At 44.0% G+C, this 20396-nt stretch carries 24 protein-coding genes; all 24 read right to left on the reverse strand.

All coding sequences use genetic code 11. The annotated features are described in order from the left end of the window. Positions 1–12 precede the first annotated feature (12 nt). The gene (gene rplF, locus PBF_RS20100) at positions 13–549 is read right to left on the reverse strand and encodes a 50S ribosomal protein L6 (protein WP_035332287.1); all 537 of its coding nucleotides are present in this window, start codon (positions 547–549) and stop codon (positions 13–15) included. Positions 550–580: 31 nt separating this feature from the next. Next, positions 581–979, reverse strand: a complete 399-nt coding sequence (gene rpsH / locus PBF_RS20105) for a 30S ribosomal protein S8 (protein ID WP_035332289.1) — start codon at positions 977–979, stop codon at positions 581–583. Positions 980–1008: 29 nt separating this feature from the next. Beyond that, positions 1009–1194 carry a 30S ribosomal protein S14 gene (gene rpsN, locus PBF_RS20110; RefSeq protein WP_009336593.1) on the reverse strand — a complete coding sequence of 62 codons (186 nt, stop codon included), beginning with the start codon at positions 1192–1194 and terminating at the stop codon, positions 1009–1011. A gap of 25 nt (positions 1195–1219) precedes the next feature. Then, positions 1220–1759 carry a 50S ribosomal protein L5 gene (gene rplE / locus PBF_RS20115; protein WP_009336592.1) on the reverse strand — a complete coding sequence of 180 codons (540 nt, stop codon included), beginning with the start codon at positions 1757–1759 and terminating at the stop codon, positions 1220–1222. 26 nt (positions 1760–1785) lie between these two features. Then, positions 1786–2097 carry a 50S ribosomal protein L24 gene (rplX, locus tag PBF_RS20120; RefSeq protein ID WP_035332291.1) on the reverse strand — a complete coding sequence of 104 codons (312 nt, stop codon included), beginning with the start codon at positions 2095–2097 and terminating at the stop codon, positions 1786–1788. A gap of 37 nt (positions 2098–2134) precedes the next feature. Beyond that, positions 2135–2503 carry a 50S ribosomal protein L14 gene (gene rplN / locus PBF_RS20125; RefSeq protein WP_009336590.1) on the reverse strand — a complete coding sequence of 123 codons (369 nt, stop codon included), beginning with the start codon at positions 2501–2503 and terminating at the stop codon, positions 2135–2137. A gap of 41 nt (positions 2504–2544) precedes the next feature. After that, positions 2545–2808, reverse strand: a complete 264-nt coding sequence (gene rpsQ / locus PBF_RS20130) for a 30S ribosomal protein S17 (RefSeq protein ID WP_009336589.1) — start codon at positions 2806–2808, stop codon at positions 2545–2547. 21 nt (positions 2809–2829) lie between these two features. Beyond that, complete coding sequence (gene rpmC / locus PBF_RS20135) at positions 2830–3030, reverse strand: 50S ribosomal protein L29 (protein ID WP_009336588.1); 201 nt, start codon at positions 3028–3030, stop codon at positions 2830–2832. Then, positions 3020–3454 carry a 50S ribosomal protein L16 gene (gene rplP / locus PBF_RS20140; RefSeq protein ID WP_009336587.1) on the reverse strand — a complete coding sequence of 145 codons (435 nt, stop codon included), beginning with the start codon at positions 3452–3454 and terminating at the stop codon, positions 3020–3022. The genes rpmC and rplP overlap by 11 nt, the downstream gene beginning before the upstream one ends. Position 3455: 1 nt before the next feature. Then, positions 3456–4112 carry a 30S ribosomal protein S3 gene (gene rpsC / locus PBF_RS20145; RefSeq protein ID WP_035332293.1) on the reverse strand — a complete coding sequence of 219 codons (657 nt, stop codon included), beginning with the start codon at positions 4110–4112 and terminating at the stop codon, positions 3456–3458. A gap of 3 nt (positions 4113–4115) precedes the next feature. Continuing rightward, a complete protein-coding gene (rplV, locus tag PBF_RS20150) occupies positions 4116–4457 on the reverse strand; it encodes a 50S ribosomal protein L22 (protein ID WP_009336582.1) in 342 nt (113 codons plus the stop codon). 18 nt (positions 4458–4475) lie between these two features. Further along, a complete protein-coding gene (gene rpsS, locus PBF_RS20155; protein WP_009336580.1) occupies positions 4476–4754 on the reverse strand; it encodes a 30S ribosomal protein S19 in 279 nt (92 codons plus the stop codon). 60 nt (positions 4755–4814) lie between these two features. Continuing rightward, positions 4815–5645, reverse strand: coding sequence for a 50S ribosomal protein L2 (gene rplB / locus PBF_RS20160; RefSeq protein ID WP_035332294.1), 831 nt, complete (start codon positions 5643–5645; stop codon positions 4815–4817). 30 nt (positions 5646–5675) lie between these two features. Then, positions 5676–5960: a 50S ribosomal protein L23 gene (rplW, locus tag PBF_RS20165; RefSeq protein ID WP_035332296.1), complete on the reverse strand. Its 285-nt coding sequence runs from the start codon at positions 5958–5960 to the stop codon at positions 5676–5678. Further along, entirely contained in the window at positions 5960–6583 is a 624-nt protein-coding gene (gene rplD / locus PBF_RS20170; protein WP_035332298.1) for a 50S ribosomal protein L4, read from the reverse strand. The genes rplW and rplD overlap by 1 nt, the downstream gene beginning before the upstream one ends. A gap of 28 nt (positions 6584–6611) precedes the next feature. After that, complete coding sequence (rplC, locus tag PBF_RS20175; RefSeq protein WP_035332300.1) at positions 6612–7238, reverse strand: 50S ribosomal protein L3; 627 nt, start codon at positions 7236–7238, stop codon at positions 6612–6614. A gap of 40 nt (positions 7239–7278) precedes the next feature. Then, complete coding sequence (gene rpsJ / locus PBF_RS20180; protein WP_009336571.1) at positions 7279–7587, reverse strand: 30S ribosomal protein S10; 309 nt, start codon at positions 7585–7587, stop codon at positions 7279–7281. Between the two features lie 495 nt (positions 7588–8082). Beyond that, on the reverse strand, positions 8083–9270 hold the full coding sequence (gene tuf / locus PBF_RS20185) for an elongation factor Tu (RefSeq protein WP_009336569.1): 1188 nt from the start codon (positions 9268–9270) through the stop codon (positions 8083–8085). Between the two features lie 119 nt (positions 9271–9389). Further along, a complete protein-coding gene (gene fusA / locus PBF_RS20190) occupies positions 9390–11468 on the reverse strand; it encodes an elongation factor G (protein WP_035332301.1) in 2079 nt (692 codons plus the stop codon). Between the two features lie 51 nt (positions 11469–11519). Beyond that, a complete protein-coding gene (rpsG, locus tag PBF_RS20195) occupies positions 11520–11990 on the reverse strand; it encodes a 30S ribosomal protein S7 (protein WP_009336565.1) in 471 nt (156 codons plus the stop codon). A 42-nt stretch (positions 11991–12032) separates the two neighbouring features. After that, positions 12033–12455 carry a 30S ribosomal protein S12 gene (gene rpsL / locus PBF_RS20200; RefSeq protein WP_035332302.1) on the reverse strand — a complete coding sequence of 141 codons (423 nt, stop codon included), beginning with the start codon at positions 12453–12455 and terminating at the stop codon, positions 12033–12035. A 103-nt stretch (positions 12456–12558) separates the two neighbouring features. After that, positions 12559–12807: a 50S ribosomal protein L7ae-like protein gene (locus tag PBF_RS20205; protein WP_035332304.1), complete on the reverse strand. Its 249-nt coding sequence runs from the start codon at positions 12805–12807 to the stop codon at positions 12559–12561. Positions 12808–12963: 156 nt separating this feature from the next. Next, the gene (gene rpoC, locus PBF_RS20210) at positions 12964–16563 is read right to left on the reverse strand and encodes a DNA-directed RNA polymerase subunit beta' (protein WP_035332306.1); all 3600 of its coding nucleotides are present in this window, start codon (positions 16561–16563) and stop codon (positions 12964–12966) included. Between the two features lie 130 nt (positions 16564–16693). After that, positions 16694–20248: a DNA-directed RNA polymerase subunit beta gene (gene rpoB, locus PBF_RS20215; protein ID WP_035332308.1), complete on the reverse strand. Its 3555-nt coding sequence runs from the start codon at positions 20246–20248 to the stop codon at positions 16694–16696. Positions 20249–20396: the final 148 nt, after the last annotated feature.

Below are 20396 nucleotides of genomic sequence, written 5' to 3' on the forward strand. Positions count from 1 at the left end.
ACCTAAGCGGCATTACTTACCAGTTTTACCTTCTTTACGACGAACATATTCGCCTTCATAGCGGATACCTTTACCTTTGTATGGCTCTGGAGGACGAACATCACGGATGTTGGCAGCCAATGCGCCAACACGCTCTTTGTTAGTACCTTTAACAATGATCTTTGTGTTAGATGGCACTTCAACTTCAATACCTTCTTCAGGCTCGATTTCAACAGGATGAGAGTAACCAACGTTTAAAACAAGCTTTTTGCCTTGTTTTTGAGCACGGTAACCGACACCGATAAGCTCCAGTCCTCTTTCGAATCCTTTTGACACACCTTCAACCATGTTAGCTAGAAGTGCGCGAGTTGTTCCGTGCAATGCGCGGTGTTCTTTCGCATCAGATGGACGGGAAACGTTGATTACGCTGTCTTCCACCTTGATTTCGATATCCTGGTTGAATGAACGAGTTAGTTCACCTTTAGGACCCTTCACAGTAACAGTGTTATTGTCATTAGTAACAGTAACACCAGTTGGAATTTCGATTGGTTTTTTACCTATACGAGACATTTAATTGCACCTCCATTCATGAAAAACTCTATTACCAAACGTATGCTAATACTTCTCCGCCGACTTGTTTAGCGCGGGCTTCTTTATCAGTGATAACTCCTTGAGAAGTAGAAACTAGTGCGATTCCAAGACCGTTAAGTACGCGAGGTACTTCATCAGCCTTTGCGTATACACGAAGACCAGGCTTACTGATACGCTTAAGACCAGTGATAACGCGTTCGTTGTTTGAACCGTATTTTAGGAAAATGCGGATGATGCCTTGCTTGTTATCCTCGATAAGCTCAACATCACGTACAAAACCTTCACGCTTTAAGATCTCTGCAATTTCTTTCTTGATGTTAGAAGCAGGAACTTCTAATTTTTCGTGACGAACCATGTTCGCATTACGGATGCGAGTTAGCAAGTCTGCAATTGGATCTGTCATGACCATTGTTTTTACCTCCTTCCCATGCTTGGGGTTTACCAGCTAGCTTTTTTCACGCCAGGAATTTGTCCTTTATATGCTAATTCACGGAAACAAATACGACAAAGCTTAAATTTACGGTATACAGAATGTGGACGTCCGCAGCGTTCGCAGCGAGTGTACTCCTGTACCTTGTGTTTAGGCGTGCGTTTTTGTTTCGCAATCATTGACTTTTTAGCCACGTTTTCGCCTCCCTCTATTTAGCGATTACTTTTGGAATGGCATTCCAAATTGAGTTAAAAGTTCACGAGCTTCTTCATCAGTGTTAGCTGTAGTTACGATAACGATATCCATACCTCGAACTTTGCTTACTTTATCGTAATCAATCTCAGGGAAGATCAACTGTTCTTTGACACCTAGAGTATAGTTACCACGGCCGTCAAATGACTTCTTAGAGATACCGCGGAAGTCACGTACACGTGGAAGAGATACAGATACTAACTTATCAAAGAACTCATACATGCGCTCTCCACGAAGAGTAACCTTCGCACCGATTGGCATACCTTCACGAAGACGGAAGCCAGCGATTGATTTCTTAGCGCGAGTGATAACCGGCTTTTGACCAGTGATCAAAGTTAATTCCTCAACAGCTTTATCTAGTGCTTTAGCGTTTTGAACAGCGTCACCAACACCCATGTTGATAACGATTTTTTCAAGCTTAGGTGCTTGCATAACTGATTTATAGTTAAACTTGCTCATTAGAGCAGGAGTAATTTCTTTTGAATGCTTTTCTTTTAGGCGGTTCATTCATTGTACCTCCCTTCTTCTTTGAACTATTTATCTAGAACTTCACCGGATTTTGTTGCAACACGTACTTTTTTGCCATCAACCGTTTTATAGCCTACACGAGTTGGTTCACCAGATTTAGGATCGACAGGCATAACGTTTGATACATGAACAGGTGCCTCTTGGCTGATGATTCCGCCTTGCGGGTTCATCTGAGAAGGCTTAGAGTGTTTCTTTACAATGTTAACTCCTTCAACAAGCACTCGGCTTTGTTTAGGGAACGCTGCAAGAATAACGCCCGTTTTGCCTTTATCCTTACCAGAGATGACCATAACTTTGTCACCTTTTTTCACATGCATCTGTGCGCACCTCCTTAAAGGCAATTTGATTTGTTATTTATAATACTTCTGGAGCTAAAGATACAATTTTCATGAAGTTGTTTTCACGTAGTTCACGGGCAACCGGTCCGAAGATACGAGTTCCGCGTGGTCCTTTGTCATCACGAATAATTACACATGCGTTTTCATCGAAACGAATGTAAGTACCGTCATTACGGCGTACACCGCTCTTAGTACGAACAACTACCGCTTTAACAACATCACCTTTTTTAACAACGCCACCTGGTGTTGCTTGTTTCACTGTACAAACGATAACATCACCGATGTTAGCAGTTTTGCGGCCAGAGCCACCAAGAACTTTGATTGTAAGTACTTCACGAGCACCAGAGTTGTCAGCAACTTTTAAACGTGATTCTTGTTGAATCATGTGTGTAACCTCCCTTCGGGATAAATCTCCCAACCGAACAATTAGATAATAACTGCTTTTTCAACTACTTCTACAAGACGGAAGCGTTTAGTCGCAGATAGTGGACGAGTTTCCATAATACGAACGATATCGCCAGTTTTTGCTTGGTTTTGCTCATCATGAGCCTTGAACTTTTTAGAGTACTTAACGCGTTTACCGTAAAGTGGATGCTTTTTGTAAGTTTCGACAAGAACCGTTACTGTCTTATCCATTTTGTCAGAAACGACGCGTCCAGTGTAAACTTTGCGTTGGTTGCGTTCACTCATTGTGCGAACCTCCTCTCAATATCACTTGCTAAAGCCGATTTCTCTTTCACGAATAACAGTTTTCATGCGGGCAATCGCTTTGCGTACTTCACGAATGCGAGCTGTATTTTCAAGTTGTCCAGTCGCCAATTGAAAGCGAAGGTTGAAAAGCTCTTCTTTTAATGATTTTACTTTTTGTTCAATTTCGGCAGTGGTAAGGTCACGAATTTCATTAGCTTTCATTTGATTCACCACCAATTTCTTCTCGTTTTACAAACTTGCACTTAACTGGAAGTTTGTGTGATGCAAGACGTAATGCTTCACGAGCGATCTCTTCAGATACACCAGCGATTTCGAACATTACTTTACCAGGCTTAACAACTGCTACCCATCCTTCAGGAGCACCTTTACCGGAACCCATGCGGACTTCTAGAGGCTTTGCAGTGTAAGGCTTGTGAGGGAAAATTTGAATCCAAACTTTACCGCCACGTTTCATGTAACGAGTCATTGCAATACGTGCAGATTCAATTTGACGGTTAGTGATCCAAGAAGCTTCTAGAGCTTGAAGGCCATATTCACCGAAGTTTACTTCAGTTCCGCCTTTTGATTGACCACGCATTTTTCCGCGGTGTACACGACGATATTTTACGCGCTTTGGCAATAACATATTATTTGCCTCCTTCCCCAGTTTTCTTCTTCGTAGGAAGGACCTCTCCACGATAGATCCATACTTTTACGCCCAATTTACCGTAAGTTGTATCAGCTTCAGCTGTAGCATAATCGATATCAGCACGAAGAGTATGAAGTGGAACTGTTCCTTCGCTGTATGATTCTGAACGAGCGATATCAGCACCGCCTAAACGACCAGATACCATTGTTTTGATACCTTTAGCGCCAGCGCGCATTGCACGTTGAATAGTTTGTTTTTGAGCACGACGGAAAGATACGCGGTTTTCTAATTGACGAGCAATGTTTTCCGCAACCAATTTCGCATCGATATCCGCTCTTTTAATTTCAAGAATGTTGATGTGAACACGCTTGCCAGTTAATGAGTTAAGTGACTTGCGAAGTGCTTCAACCTCAGTACCACCTTTACCGATAACCATTCCTGGTTTCGCAGTGTGGATAGTGATGTTCAGGCGATTAGCAGCACGTTCGATTTCTACTTTAGAAACAGAAGCGTCGCTTAAGCGCTTTGTGATGTACTCACGAACCTTAAGGTCTTCGTGTAAAAGATCAGCATAGTCTTTGCCTGCGTACCATTTTGACTCCCAATCACGGATGACACCGATACGCAAACCGACTGGATTTACTTTTTGACCCACTGATTATCCCTCCTTCTTTTCTGATAAAACGATAGTAATATGGCTAGTGCGCTTGTTGATTTGGCTTGCACGGCCCATAGCGCGAGGACGGAAACGTTTTAAAGTTGGTCCTTCGTCTACGAATGCTTGAGCAACTACCAGGTTGTTAACGTCCATTTCGTAGTTGTGCTCAGCGTTAGCTAGTGCAGATTTTAAAACTTTCTCTACGATTGGAGAAGCAGCTTTAGGTGTAAGGTTTAAAATCGCTACTGCTTCGCCTACTTGCTTTCCTCGAATTAAATCTACGACTAAACGAGCTTTACGAGGAGCAATACGAACTGTTCTTGCAACAGCTTTAGCTTGCATTAGAATGCCCTCCTCTCATTAACGTCTTGTTTTCTTATCATCATTGCCATGGCCTTTGTACGCACGAGTTGGAGCGAATTCTCCAAGCTTGTGGCCTACCATGTCTTCAGTGATGTATACAGGCACATGTTTACGACCATCATAAACTGCGATTGTGTGTCCGATGAATTGTGGGAAGATCGTAGAACGGCGAGACCAAGTTTTAGTAACTTGCTTGCTTTCTGTTTCATTAAGCTTTTCGATCTTTGTCATTAAATGTTCATCAACAAAAGGTCCTTTTTTTAAGCTGCGACCCATGATTGAACCTCCCTTCGTGATTGCTCTACGGTTCTTAGTTGGAACCGTAGTACAATCCCGTTATTTTTTACGACGACGTACGATAAATTTGTCTGATTTGTTGTTCTTCTTGCGTGTCTTGTAACCAAGCGTTGGCTTGCCCCAAGGAGTCATTGGAGACTTACGTCCGATTGGCGCACGTCCTTCACCACCACCGTGAGGGTGATCGTTAGGGTTCATTACAGATCCACGTACAGTTGGGCGCTTGCCTAACCAGCGTGAACGACCTGCTTTACCAATGTTAATAAGCTCGTGCTGCTCGTTTCCGACTTGACCAACAGTCGCACGGCACTCAGCAAGAATCATGCGAACTTCACCAGAGTTTAAACGAACTAATACGTACTTGCCTTCTTTACCAAGAACTTGTGCAGAAGTACCAGCAGAACGTACTAATTGTCCGCCTTTACCAGGTTTTAATTCGATGTTGTGGATTACTGTACCCACTGGAATGTTAGCTAGTGGAAGTGCGTTACCCACTTTGATATCTGCTTCAGGACCAGACATTACTTCCATGCCCACCTGTAAGTTCTTAGGTGCAAGGATGTAACGCTTTTCTCCATCTACATAGTTAATTAGTGCAATATTTGCAGAGCGGTTTGGATCATATTCGATTGTGGCAACGCGTCCTGGAATGCCATCTTTGGTACGTTTAAAATCGATGATACGATATTGACGTTTATGACCGCCGCCTTGATGACGAACTGTCAACTTACCTTGGTTGTTACGGCCGCCTTTTCTCTTTAAAGGAGCAAGTAAAGACTTTTCTGGTTGGTTAGTCGTGATTTCTGCGAAATCAGAAACCGTCATGCCGCGACGACCATTAGAGGTAGGTTTATACTTTTTAATCGCCATTTCGTTTCCCTCCTCTTCTAGTTATAGTGATTAAGCTTCAAATAGCTCGATTTCTTGGCTTTCAGCTGTTAATTTAACGATCGCTTTACGGCGTTTGTTAGTGTAACCGCCGAATTTGCCCATACGCTTGAACTTGCCTTTGTAGTTCATGATGTTAACTTTCTCAACTTTAACGCCAAAGATTTGCTCTACAGCGTCTTTAACTTGAGTCTTGTTAGCTCGTACGTCAACTTCGAACGTATATTTTTTATCAGCCATAATGTCAGTAGAACGTTCAGTGATTACGGGGCGCTTAATGATATCGCGTGCATCCATTATGCAAGCACCTCCTCTACTTTTTCAACCGCTGCTTTCGTCATGATAAGCTTATCATGGTTTAAAACATCTAAAACAGTGATTCCAGAAGCAGACACAACTGTTACACCAGGGATGTTACGAGCAGATAGTGCTACGTTCTCATCTAGGTCAGCAGTTACGATAAGTGCTTTTGAATCAACAGAAAGACCAGTTAATACACCTTTAAAGTCTTTAGTTTTAGGAGCTTCGAAAGCAAGGCCTTCTAATACTAGGATGTTTTCTTCTAACACTTTAGAAGATAGCGCAGATTTGATTGCCAGACGGCGAACCTTTTTAGGCAGTTTGTAGCTGTAGCTGCGTGGTACAGGACCAAATACAGTACCGCCTCCGCGCCATTGTGGTGAACGGATTGAACCTTGACGTGCACGGCCTGTGCCTTTTTGGCGCCATGGCTTGCGTCCTCCGCCCGCTACTTCAGAACGAATTTTAGTTTTATGAGTCCCTTGACGTAATGAAGCTCTTTGCATAACAACGGCTTCGAATAATACGTGCTGGTTAGGCTCGATACCAAAGATCGCATCATTAAGTTCGATATCACCAACTTTAGATCCGCTTTGGTTAAACAATGCTACTTTCGGCATTCTGTTTTCCTCCTTTCCGGTTTAATTATTATGCTTTTACCGCACTTTTGATTTTTACTAATGCTTTTCTGGCACCAGGTACATTACCTTTGATCAAAAGAAGGTTGCGTTCAACATCAACTTTTACGATTTCAAGGTTTTGTACAGTCACTTGCTCTCCGCCCATACGTCCAGGTAATAATTTACCTTTGAATACACGGTTTGGAGCTACAGGACCCATTGAACCAGGGCGACGGTGGTAACGGGAACCGTGAGCCATAGGGCCGCGGGATTGTCCGTGGCGCTTGATGGCACCCTGGAATCCTTTACCTTTTGAAATTCCTGTTACATCAACAGTATCGCCTTCTGCGAAAATATCAACTTTGACTTCTTGACCAACTTCATATTGTCCTAAATCAGCTCCGCGGAATTCGCGTACGAAGCGCTTAGGAGCAGTGTTTGCTTTAGCAACATGCCCTTTTTCAGGTTTGTTGGACAACTTGTCGCGCTTGTCTTCGAATCCAATCTGGATCGCTTCATATCCATCAGTTTCAACTGATTTCTTCTGAAGAACAACGTTAGCAGCTGCCTCAACTACTGTTACCGGGATAAGATCACCGTTTTCAGCAAATACTTGAGTCATACCAATCTTTCTTCCTAAGATTCCTTTGGTCATTTCAGTCACACCTCCTAAGTTTCTTATGATTATTTATTGATTAAAGTTTGATTTCGATATCTACACCTGACGGTAAGTCTAAACGCATTAGAGAATCAACCGTTTGTGGTGTTGGGTTAACGATGTCGATAAGACGTTTATGCGTACGCATTTCGAACTGCTCACGAGAGTCTTTGTACTTGTGAACCGCACGTAGGATTGTGTAAATAGACTTTTCAGTTGGTAATGGAATCGGACCAGAAACAGCCGCACCAGAACGTTTTGCAGTCTCAACAATCTTTTCTGCTGATTGATCAAGAATTCTGTGATCATACGCTTTTAAACGAATACGAATTTTTTGTTTTGCCATTATTTTCCCTCCTTTTCGCCTATTTTAATATAGACATTCTCCGTGAAAATTTCCCACACACTCGCCATGGCAAAGCGGCCGGGTGTGTCAGCAACCTTTCACATCATCGCAGTCAAAGACCAACATTGTCTATTATACAGAAACAATAAATGAAATGCAACATATATATGTTATTTCTTTTTGTTCCGCACACTTTTACTATTATAACTGCTGCGCATTGAGTTTTCAATAGTATAGGAAGAAGTCTAACTATTTGCACTGTGGGTAGTTGTTTAGAAAAATATATGGTGATATATATAGAAGAAAAACGGTTTTGGCTGGGGAGTGTTAATGGAGGAGTGATCTCTTTCCTGGATTTGAAAGCAAGACTCCGAGAAATCTTATAGAAGTTGATTAGATGTTTTATTAATTACATTCCTCTTTTCATGTATTAAGTCATTCAGGCAGCATAAAAAAACAGATGGGTCGTCACCCATCTGTCTTTTTTAGTTGAGATTATTCTTGGATTGTAGCAACTACGCCAGCGCCAACAGTACGTCCACCCTCACGGATAGAGAATTTAGTACCTTCTTCGATAGCGATTGGAGCGATTAGTTCTACAGTCATTTCGATGTTATCTCCAGGCATAACCATTTCTACGCCTTCAGGAAGATTACAGATACCAGTTACATCAGTTGTACGGAAGTAGAACTGAGGACGGTAGTTAGTGAAGAATGGAGTATGACGTCCACCTTCTTCTTTTGAAAGAACGTATACTTCAGCTTTGAACTTAGTGTGTGGAGTGATTGAACCTGGCTTAGCAAGTACTTGTCCACGTTGGATATCTTCACGTGCAACACCACGAAGAAGGGCACCAATGTTGTCTCCAGCTTCAGCATAGTCAAGAAGCTTACGGAACATTTCTACACCAGTTACAGTAGTTGATTTTGGCTCTTCAGCAAGACCGATGATTTCGATAACATCACCGACTTTAACTTGTCCACGCTCAACACGTCCTGTAGCAACAGTACCACGGCCAGTGATTGAGAATACATCCTCAACAGGCATCATGAATGGCTTGTCAGTGTCACGAGTTGGAGTTGGGATGTACTCGTCAACAGCTGCCATAAGTTCTTCGATTTTAGCTTCCCACTCAGCTTCTCCTTCAAGAGCTTTAAGAGCAGAACCTTTGATTACAGGAATGTCATCACCAGGGAATTCGTACTCAGAAAGAAGGTCACGAACTTCCATTTCTACTAATTCAAGTAGTTCTTCATCGTCAACCATATCACACTTGTTCATGAATACAACAAGGAAAGGAACACCAACCTGACGAGAAAGAAGGATGTGCTCACGAGTTTGTGGCATTGGGCCGTCAGCAGCAGAAACAACTAGGATTCCGCCGTCCATTTGTGCAGCACCAGTGATCATGTTTTTAACATAGTCAGCGTGACCTGGGCAGTCAACGTGTGCATAGTGACGGTTTTCAGTTTCGTACTCAACGTGTGCAGTTGAGATTGTGATTCCACGCTCGCGCTCTTCTGGAGCCGCGTCGATTTGATCGTATCCGCGTGCTTCACCGCCGCCTTTTTTAGAAAGAACAGTTGTGATAGCTGCAGTTAAAGTAGTTTTACCATGGTCAACGTGTCCGATAGTACCGATGTTAACATGGGGTTTTGAACGGTCAAATTTAGCTTTTGCCATTTGAAAAATCCTCCTTCAGATTATAAAAGTTAAGTATTTGATGCTGTGGAGAGGTTTCCCTTTCCACAGCGCTTATAGCCTACAATAGTAGTTATACTTTATTGAAAAGGTAAAATCAATTATTCACCTTTATTTTTTTTGATGATTTCTTCAGAAATTGATTTTGGTACTTCTTCATAGTGATCGAAGTGCATTGAGAATGTACCGCGTCCCTGCGTGTTAGAACGCAATGAAGTTGCATATCCAAACATTTCTGATAGTGGAACCATCGCACGAACTACTTGTGCGTTACCGCGAGCTTCCATACCTTCAACGCGTCCACGGCGTGATGTTACATCACCCATGATGTCTCCCATGTATTCTTCAGGGATTACGACTTCAACCTTCATAACCGGCTCAAGAATTACAGGGTTACATTTTGACGCAGCGTTTTTAAGTGCCATAGATGCAGCAATCTTAAACGCCATTTCAGAGGAGTCAACATCATGGTAAGAACCGTCAAATAAACGGGCCTTGATGTCAACCATTGGGAATCCGGCAAGTACTCCTCTTTCTAACGAATCTTCAAGACCCGCCTGAACAGCTGGGATGTATTCACGAGGAACGACACCACCAACGATTCCGTTTTCGAATTCGAAGCCTTTACCTTCTTCATTTGGACTAAATTCGATCCAAACGTGACCGAATTGTCCGCGTCCACCGGATTGACGTGCGAATTTACCTTCAACCTGAGCTGAACCACGGAAAGTTTCACGGTATGCAACCTGAGGTGCACCTACGTTAGCTTCCACTTTGAATTCACGTCTCATACGGTCAACAAGGATGTCAAGGTGAAGCTCACCCATACCCGCGATGATAACCTGTCCAGTTTCCTGGTCAGTATGAGCGCGGAATGTAGGATCTTCTTCTTGAAGTTTTTGAAGAGCAGTTGTCATCTTATCTTGGTCTGCCTTTGATTTAGGCTCGATAGATAATGAGATAACCGGCTCTGGGAATTCCATAGACTCAAGAATAACAAGACTCTTTTCATCACATAGAGTATCCCCTGTTGTAGTGTCTTTAAGACCTACAGCAGCTGCGATATCTCCAGCGTGTACTACTGAGATCTCTTCACGGGAATTCGCATGCATTTGCAGGATACGTCCTACACGCTCGCGCTTTCCTTTAGTAGAGTTCTGTACATATGAACCGGAGTTCAATGTACCGGAATACACACGGAAGAATGTAAGTTTACCAACGTAAGGGTCGGTCATAACTTTAAATGCAAGTGCAGAGAATGGTGCATCATCGCTTGAAGGACGAGTAACCTCTTCTTCTGTATCCGGAGTTGTACCTTTAATAGAAGGTACATCAAGTGGAGATGGAAGGTAGTCGATTACTGCATCAAGCATTTTTTGAACACCTTTGTTTTTGAACGCAGAACCACAGATTACTGGGTAGAATTCAACGTTTACTGTACCTTTACGAATAGCAGCTTTAAGCTCTTCGTTAGTGATTTCTTCACCGCCAAGGTATTTCTCCATTAATTCCTCATCAAGTTCAGCTACCGCTTCAATTAGCTTTTCACGGTATTCTTCTGCTTGATCCACGTATTCAGCTGGAATTTCACGGTCTTCGATATCAGTACCCAAATCGTTTCCGTAGAATGTAGCTTTCATTTCAATTAAGTCGATGATGCCTTCGAATTGATCTTCAGCACCAATCGGTAATTGAATTGCAGCTGCATTCGCTTGAAGACGATCATGAAGAGTCTTCAATGAGTACAGGAAGTCTGCACCGATTTTATCCATTTTGTTTACGAATACCACACGTGGTACTCCGTAAGTAGTAGCCTGGCGCCAAACTGTTTCAGTTTGCGGCTCAACACCTGACTGTGCGTCAAGTACAGCTACCGCACCATCAAGAACACGAAGTGAACGTTCAACTTCAACTGTGAAGTCTACGTGTCCAGGAGTGTCAATGATGTTAACGCGGTGGCCTTTCCACTGTGCAGTTGTCGCAGCAGAAGTGATTGTGATTCCACGCTCTTGCTCCTGCTCCATCCAGTCCATCTGTGAAGCACCTTCGTGCGTTTCACCGATTTTGTGGATACGGCCAGTGTAGTAAAGTACACGCTCAGTAGTTGTTGTTTTACCGGCATCGATGTGAGCCATGATACCGATATTACGAGTATTTTCTAAGGAGAACTCTCTAGCCATTGGGTCTTTCTCCTTCCTAGTATGAGTGTTATTTTAGTTAAGCTGTATATCTTACCAGCGGTAGTGAGCAAACGCTTTGTTCGCTTCTGCCATTTTGTGTGTATCTTCACGTTTCTTAACAGATGCACCAGTGTTGTTAGCTGCATCAAGGATTTCGTTAGCTAAACGCTCTTCCATAGTCTTTTCACCGCGAAGACGCGCATAGTTTACTAACCAGCGAAGACCAAGAGTAGTACGGCGGTCAGGACGCACCTCAACTGGTACTTGGTAGTTTGCACCACCTACACGGCGTGCTCTAACTTCAAGTACAGGCATGATGTTTTTAAGCGCCTGATCGAAAACTTCCATTGGTTCTTTGCCAGTGCGCTCGCTGATGATATCGAACGCAGAGTAAAGAATTGCTTGAGATTTACCTCTCTTACCATCGATCATCATTTTGTTGATCAGACGGCTAACTAGCTTTGAGTTGTAAATCGGATCCGGCAATACGTCTCTTTTTGCTACAGGACCTTTACGTGGCATGGATTGTTCCTCCTTTCAAAGATGGTTGTCTATTAATTAGAATTATTTTTTAGCTGCTTTTGGACGCTTTGCACCGTATTTAGAACGGCCTTGCATACGGTTGTTAACACCAGCAGTATCTAAAGCGCCGCGCACGATGTGGTAACGCACACCCGGTAAGTCTCTTACACGTCCTCCACGGATAAGAACAACACTGTGCTCTTGAAGGTTGTGCCCGATACCAGGGATGTAAGCATTAACCTCGATACCATTTGTTAAACGAACACGAGCATATTTACGTAATGCAGAGTTCGGTTTCTTCGGAGTCATTGTACCAACACGAGTACAAACACCACGCTTTTGAGGTGAAGCTACATTCGTTTGAGCTTTCTTGAAGCTGTTGTAGCCTTTGTTAAGAGCAGGTGAGTTTGACTTCTCAGACTTAGTTTGACGAGGCTTGCGCACTAATTGATTAATAGTAGGCATTTTATTTTTCCTCCCTTCGAATTTGTTTAAGCCCACACATCCAGGTGGTTCATTTTGAAGCAAAAACAAAGTTCTTGCAGATACCAATCTACAAAAACAGTTTTTAAATAGATATGGCAACAGCAGCTGCCCCAACTTCGATTCCGCATGCTTTTCCGAGTTTTTTCATCGAATCGACATACATAATCGGAACGTTCATCTCATTCGCTGTACTAACCACTTTAGCTGTAACCCTAGGATCAGCATCACTGGCGACTACGACTTCATCGATGGTTCCCAGTTTAAGAGCTTTTACTGTTTGCTTTGTTCCTACAATAATACTTTTTGCCTGCAATACTTTATCATAAGACATTTACGGCATCCTCCAAAGTATCCGGTGAATAGGAGCACCTTTGCTATAGTAACACCTTCATATTTCAATGTCAACAAGCAAATTGATTTTTATTTCGTTTATTCACTTTAAAATGCGGTACTTGCTGTCAAATACGCAAGCACCGCAATGATTGAATTATTCTACAGTAACAGTATCTTCAGCAGCTTCCTCGTTTGTATAAGGCTCTGCTCTTCTGTATCGCTGCATACCTGTTCCAGCAGGGACAAGCTTACCAATAATTACATTCTCTTTCAGGCCAAGAAGCTCATCGCGCTTGCCTTTGATCGCTGCATCGGTAAGAACTCTTGTTGTCTCCTGGAAGGATGCTGCTGATAAGAATGAATCTGTTTCAAGAGATGCTTTTGTGATACCCAGCAGAACCGGTCGTCCTGTTGCAGGCATTTTACCAGCAAGAAGGGCTTTTTCATTGGCGTCTGTAAACTGATGGATATCAAGCAGTGTACCTGGAAGCACATCTGTTTCTGCCGCATCGATTACACGCACTTTGCGAAGCATCTGGCGGACCATTACCTCGATGTGCTTATCGCCGATTTCAACACCCTGCATGCGGTATACCTTCTGAACTTCACGCAGCAAGTATTCTTGAACAGCTGTTACATCTTTTACTTTGATTAACTCTTTAGGGTCAATAGAACCTTCAGTCAGTTCCTGTCCGCGCACTACTTCGTCGTTTACAGCTACTTTTAAGCGGGCTGTATAAGGTGCTGTGTAGGTCTTGGACTCAACTTCACCCTGAACAACAATCTCTTGCTGACGGTCGCGGCCTTCGTTGATGCCTACTACTACCCCATTGATTTCTGAAATAACTGCCTGACCTTTAGGATTACGCGCTTCGAAAATTTCCTGGATACGCGGTAAACCTTGAGTGATATCGTCTCCTGCTACCCCGCCGGTATGGAAGGTACGCATCGTTAACTGTGTACCTGGTTCACCGATGGATTGGGCAGCGATAATACCTACTGCTTCACCAACTTCAACCTCTTGGCCGGTAGCTAAGTTGCGGCCGTAGCACTTCTTACATACACCATGGCGGGTGTTGCAAGTGAATGCAGAACGGATCCATACTTTTTCAATGCCGGCTGAAACAATTTCGACAGCAATATCTTCAGTGATCAATCCATTTTCTGGCACGATCACTTCATTTGTCTCAGGATGCTTGATATTTCTTCTTGCATAACGGCCAATCAGACGCTCTTCAAGCGCTTCAATGACTTCAGTGCCATCCTTAAGGGATGCGATAAGCAAGCCGCGGTCAGTTCCACAATCGTCGTCACGAACGATGACATCCTGCGCAACATCAACAAGACGGCGAGTCAGGTAACCTGAGTCAGCTGTTTTAAGAGCCGTATCCGCAAGACCTTTACGGGCACCGTGTGTGGAAATAAAGTACTCGAGTACTGTTAAGCCTTCACGGAAACTCGATTTGATCGGTAATTCAATGATACGTCCAGCCGGGTTGGCCATCAGTCCACGCATACCGGCTAACTGAGTGAAGTTGGACGCATTACCACGGGCACCGGAGTCACTCATCATGAAGATCGGGTTGGATTTATCCAATGACTTCATTAATTTTGCCTGGATATTATCTTTAGCTGCACTCCAGATTGAAATAACACGATCATAACGCTCATCTTCGGTAATAAGACCGCGTCTGAACTGTTTCAATACATTATCAACCTTGCCCTGTGCTTCCTGGATAATTTCCTGCTTCTCCCTTAATACTACGATATCAGCAACACCGACTGTGATACCGGCTTTTGTGGAGTGCCTGAATCCAAGGTTTTTCATGCGGTCAAGCATTTTAGACGTTTCCGTAATTTTGAAGCGTTTGAATACTTCCGCAATGATGTTTCCAAGGATTTTTTTCTTAAACGGATCTACCAGCGGCATTTCCTTGATAACGGCAGCTACATCAGTAGCAGGCTCTACAAAATATTTCACAGGAGTTTCAATCTCAAGGTTTTCTTTTGTAGGCTCGTTAATGTAAGGGAATGTTTCAGGCAGAATTTCGTTAAAAATAAGCTTACCAACCGTAGTTAATAAAAGCTTTTTATTTTGTTCTTCAGTGAAAGTCTGATTATTTAAGGATCCAGCATGGACAGCTACTCTTGTATGCAAGTGCACATATCCATTTTGATAAGCAAGCAGAGCTTCGCTTGTATCTTTAAAAATCATACCTTCGCCAACGGCGCCGGCTCTTTCAAGTGTCAGGTAGTAGTTACCTAATACCATATCCTGAGAAGGAGTAACAACTGGCTTACCGTCTTTCGGATTCAGGATGTTCTGTGCTGCCAGCATCAGCAAGCGGGCCTCTGCCTGTGCTTCAGCTGAAAGCGGCACGTGTACAGCCATTTGGTCACCGTCAAAGTCTGCGTTATAAGCAGTACATACAAGCGGGTGAAGACGAATAGCGCGTCCTTCCACCAATGTCGGTTCGAATGCCTGAATGCCGAGTCTGTGAAGAGTTGGGGCACGGTTAAGCAATACAGGGTGCTCTTTAATAACACTTTCAAGAACATCCCAAACTTCCGGCTGTACTCTTTCAATTTTGCGTTTTGCAGATTTGATATTGTGGGCTAAGCCCTTCTCCACCAATTCCTTCATAACGAATGGCTTGAATAATTCCAATGCCATTTCTTTCGGAAGTCCACACTGGTACATTTTTAAGTTTGGTCCTACGACGATAACCGAACGTCCGGAATAGTCAACACGCTTACCAAGCAAGTTTTGGCGGAAACGTCCTTGTTTCCCTTTCAGCATATGCGATAGGGATTTTAATGGGCGGTTTCCTGGTCCAGTTACCGGTCTTCCGCGGCGGCCGTTATCAATTAGCGCATCTACAGCTTCCTGAAGCATGCGCTTTTCGTTCTGAACGATAATGCTCGGAGCACCAAGGTCCAATAAACGCTTTAAGCGGTTGTTGCGGTTGATTACACGGCGGTACAGATCATTGAGGTCGGAAGTGGCAAAACGTCCGCCATCCAGTTGTACCATCGGACGAAGCTCCGGAGGAATAACCGGAAGAACGTCTAGAATCATCCAGGACGGTTCATTTCCAGAACCGCGGAAAGCTTCAAGAACTTCCAGGCGCTTGATTGCACGAGTGCGTCGCTGGCCCTGGGCAGTTTTCAGTTCCTCTTTAAGGGTATCTACTTCTTTGTTGAGATCTATGTCAGAAAGAAGCTTCTTAATGGATTCAGCACCCATGGATGCCTGGAACTTGTTGCCGTACTTTTCACGATATGCACGGTACTCTTTTTCAGAAAGCAGCTGCTTCTTTTCAAGAGCCGTATCACCAGGATCGGTTACAACATAAGAAGCGAAGTAAATAACTTCCTCAAGTGCACGCGGAGACATGTCCAGCACAAGACCCATACGGCTTGGGATGCCCTTGAAATACCAAATGTGGGATACAGGGGCTGCAAGTTCAATATGGCCCATTCTTTCACGGCGGACTTTCGCACGTGTTACTTCAACGCCGCATCGGTCACAGACCACGCCTTTGTATCGAACACGCTTATACTTTCCACAGTGACATTCCCAGTCTTTCGTCGGTCCGAAAATGCGTTCGCAGAATAGACCGTCTTTTTCTGGTTTTAACGTACGATAGTTGATCGTTTCAGGTTTCTTAACTTCACCATGTGACCAAGAACGTATCTTATCGGGTGAAGCAAGACCTATTTTCATATACTCGAAATTGTTTACATCTAGCAAGGGGCCTACCTCCCTTTTGATCTCCGGGTTTTACCCTTATTGCTCAAACAGCAGCAAAGTGCCAATAATATCCCCAGCGGCATCCGCCGTGTGAGGCGGAGCGCCAAGGGATTAAGGAATTTATATGAAATTATTCTTTCGTAACTGCTTGCTCTTCGTTTTGCGTTTCAGGTGCGATTGTCAATGATTCAGCCTGCTGAACTTCATCTTCATCTTCCAGGTCGCGCATTTCAATTTCTTCTTCATCGCCGGATAGGATCTTAACATCCATACCTAAACTTTGAAGTTCTTTGATCAGTACCTTGAATGATTCCGGCACACCTGGTTCAGGAACATTCTCGCCTTTGACGATTGATTCATAAGTCTTAACGCGTCCAACCACGTCATCGGACTTAACTGTTAAGATTTCCTGAAGTGTATAAGCAGCACCATATGCTTCAAGTGCCCAAACCTCCATCTCACCGAAACGCTGTCCGCCAAACTGAGCTTTACCGCCCAATGGCTGCTGCGTAACAAGAGAGTAAGGTCCTGTTGAACGGGCATGAAGCTTATCGTCAACCATATGCGCCAGTTTGATCATATACATGACACCGACTGATACACGGTTGTCGAATGGCTCGCCTGAACGTCCATCATAAAGGACAGTCTTCGCATCACGCGCCATGCCTGCTTCTTCGATCGTTGACCATACATCTTCCTCACGGGCACCATCGAATACAGGAGATGCTACATGGATGCCAAGAGCTCTGGCAGCCATACCAAGGTGAAGCTCAAGCACCTGTCCAATGTTCATACGCGATGGAACCCCAAGAGGGTTTAACATGATATCTACTGGAGTGCCATCCGGCAGGTAAGGCATATCTTCTTCCGGTAAAATACGGGAGATAACACCTTTGTTGCCGTGACGTCCGGCCATCTTGTCACCTTCAGAGATTTTACGCTTCTGAACGATATATACACGTACAAGCTGGTTAACACCTGGAGGAAGCTCGTCTCCGTCTTCCCTGTTAAACACTTTAACATCCAGTACAATACCGCCTCCGCCATGTGGCACACGAAGGGATGTATCACGGACTTCACGTGCTTTCTCACCAAAGATTGCGTGCAATAGCCTTTCTTCAGCTGTCAGTTCCGTTACCCCTTTAGGAGTTACTTTACCAACAAGAAGATCGCCATCTTTTACTTCCGCACCTGTGCGGATGATTCCGCGTTCGTCCAGGTTGCGCAGTGCATCTTCCCCTACGTTAGGGATATCTCTTGTGATCTCTTCAGGTCCAAGCTTTGTATCGCGTGATTCTGATTCATATTCTTCAATATGGATGGATGTATAAACATCATCTTTTACAAGGCGCTCACTCATAATGATCGCATCCTCGTAGTTATAGCCATCCCATGTCATGAACGCTACAAGAACGTTGCGTCCAAGAGCTAATTCACCAAGTTCCATGGAAGGACCGTCAGCAAGGATTTCTCCCTTTGTTACACGGTTGCCGACAGCGACGATAGGACGCTGATTGTAGCAGGTTCCCTGGTTGGAACGGATGAATTTAAGCATTCTGTATTTATCAAGATCGCCTTTAACTTCCTGGCCATCTACATTTTGAATACGGCGAACCCAAACTTCGCGGGCTTCTACATGCTCAACAATTCCCTCATGCTTACAGATGACTGCAGCACCTGAGTCTTTACCTGATACATATTCCATACCAGTTCCGACTCTTGGCGCTTCCGGCTGCATCAATGGCACAGCCTGACGCTGCATGTTCGCTCCCATCAGGGCACGGTTGGAGTCATCGTTTTCAAGGAACGGAATACATGCTGTCGCAGCAGATACTACCTGTTTCGGCGATACATCCATGTAGTCAACACGGTCGCGTTTGACAACTGTGTTTTCACCTTTGAAACGGGCAACTACTTCTTCGTCAAGGAATGAACCATCGTCACCAAGAAGTGCATTCGCCTGGGCCACTACATAGTTATCCTCTTCATCAGCTGTCAGATAGTCGATGCGGGATGTAACTTTTCCGGTCTCAGGGTCGATTCGGCGATATGGTGTTTCGATAAAGCCGAAGCGGTTTACCTTCGCAAATGAAGATAAGGAGTTAATCAAACCGATGTTTGGTCCCTCCGGCGTTTCAATCGGACACATACGGCCATAGTGAGAGTAGTGAACGTCACGGACTTCGAAGCCGGCACGTTCACGCGTCAGACCACCCGGTCCTAAGGCAGAAAGACGGCGCTTGTGTGTAAGTTCAGCAAGCGGATTTGTCTGGTCCATGAACTGGGACAACTGAGAGCTTCCAAAGAACTCTTTAATCGACGCAATAACAGGACGGATATTAATCAGCTGCTGAGGTGTAATCGTATTTGTATCCTGGATGGACATTCTCTCGCGGACTACACGCTCCATACGGGATAACCCGATGCGGAACTGGTTCTGCAATAGTTCTCCGACTGAACGAAGACGTCTGTTTCCAAGATGGTCAATATCATCTGTATCTCCTACAGAGTGCAGAAGGTTAAAGAAATAGCTGATAGATGCAATGATGTCAGAAGGTGAAATGTTTTTCACTGCTTCTTCCACATAGGCATTGCCGATTACATTGATAACCTTTTCGCCATCTTCATTAGGCGCGTAAATCTTAATAGACTGAAGCAATACTTCATCATCTACTACTCCGCCTAATAGGCTTACGGTTTTAAAGCCGATATCCTTCTCAAGGTTAGGAATAATGCGGTCTAATGTACGGCGGTCAAGTGTAACGCCTTTTTCCGCAATGATTTCGCCAGTTTCCGGATCCACAAGCGTTTCAGCCAGTTTTTGGCCAAACAGGCGGTTTTTAATATGAAGTTTCTTATTGATCTTATAGCGTCCAACATTCGCAAGGTCATAACGCTTAGGATCAAAGAATCTTGAGACAAGCAAGCTTTTCGCATTTTCGACCGTTGGCGGCTCGCCCGGACGAAGACGCTCATAAATTTCAAGGAGCGCTTTCTCTGTGCTTTCAGTATTGTCTTTTTCAAGCGTGTTGCGAATGTACTCGTTGTCTCCAATCAAATCGATGATCTCTTGATCAGAGCCGAACCCAAGTGCACGCAAAAGAACCGTAACGGGCAGTTTCCGAGTACGATCTATTCTGACGTATACGACGTCTTTGGCATCTGTTTCATACTCAAGCCATGCGCCGCGGTTCGGGATTACGGTTGCTGTATAGCCTTTTTTCCCGTTTTTATCAAGCTTTCCACTGAAGTATACGCTCGGAGAACGCACTAACTGGGATACAATGACACGTTCTGCTCCATTTATAACGAACGTACCTGTCTCTGTCATAAGCGGGAAGTCACCCATAAAGACATCCTGGTCTTTAACTTCGCCTGTTTCTTTGTTTACAAGACGCACTTTCACACGTAAAGGTGCAGAATATGTAACATCTCGTTCTTTCGATTCCTCAACGGAATATTTTGGTTCGCCAAGGCTGTAATCAATAAATTCAAGCGACAAATTACCAGTAAAGTCTTCAATCGGAGAAATATCATGGAACATTTCTCGTAAACCCTCATCAAGAAACCATTGATAAGAAGAGGTTTGGATTTCGATTAGATTTGGTAATTCTAAAACTTCACTGATTCGTGCGTAACTTCTACGTTGGCGGTGTCGTCCATACTGAACTAGTTGACCTGTCAACTGATTCACCCCTCAAATCAAGCGTTATTGTTGCTAATAGCAATTTATATCATCCTATAAGAAAAGCGATGAGCGCCTGCCTATCGGTGCAGGTATTAGCAACTGGAACCGATGGCGCACGAAGCCAGCCAGTAAACTGGCCCAGAAG

Origin of the sequence: Cytobacillus firmus DS1 (genome assembly GCF_000565285.1) — a bacterium.
In the GTDB taxonomy this organism is placed as follows: domain Bacteria; phylum Bacillota; class Bacilli; order Bacillales; family Cytobacillaceae; genus Cytobacillus; species Cytobacillus firmus_A.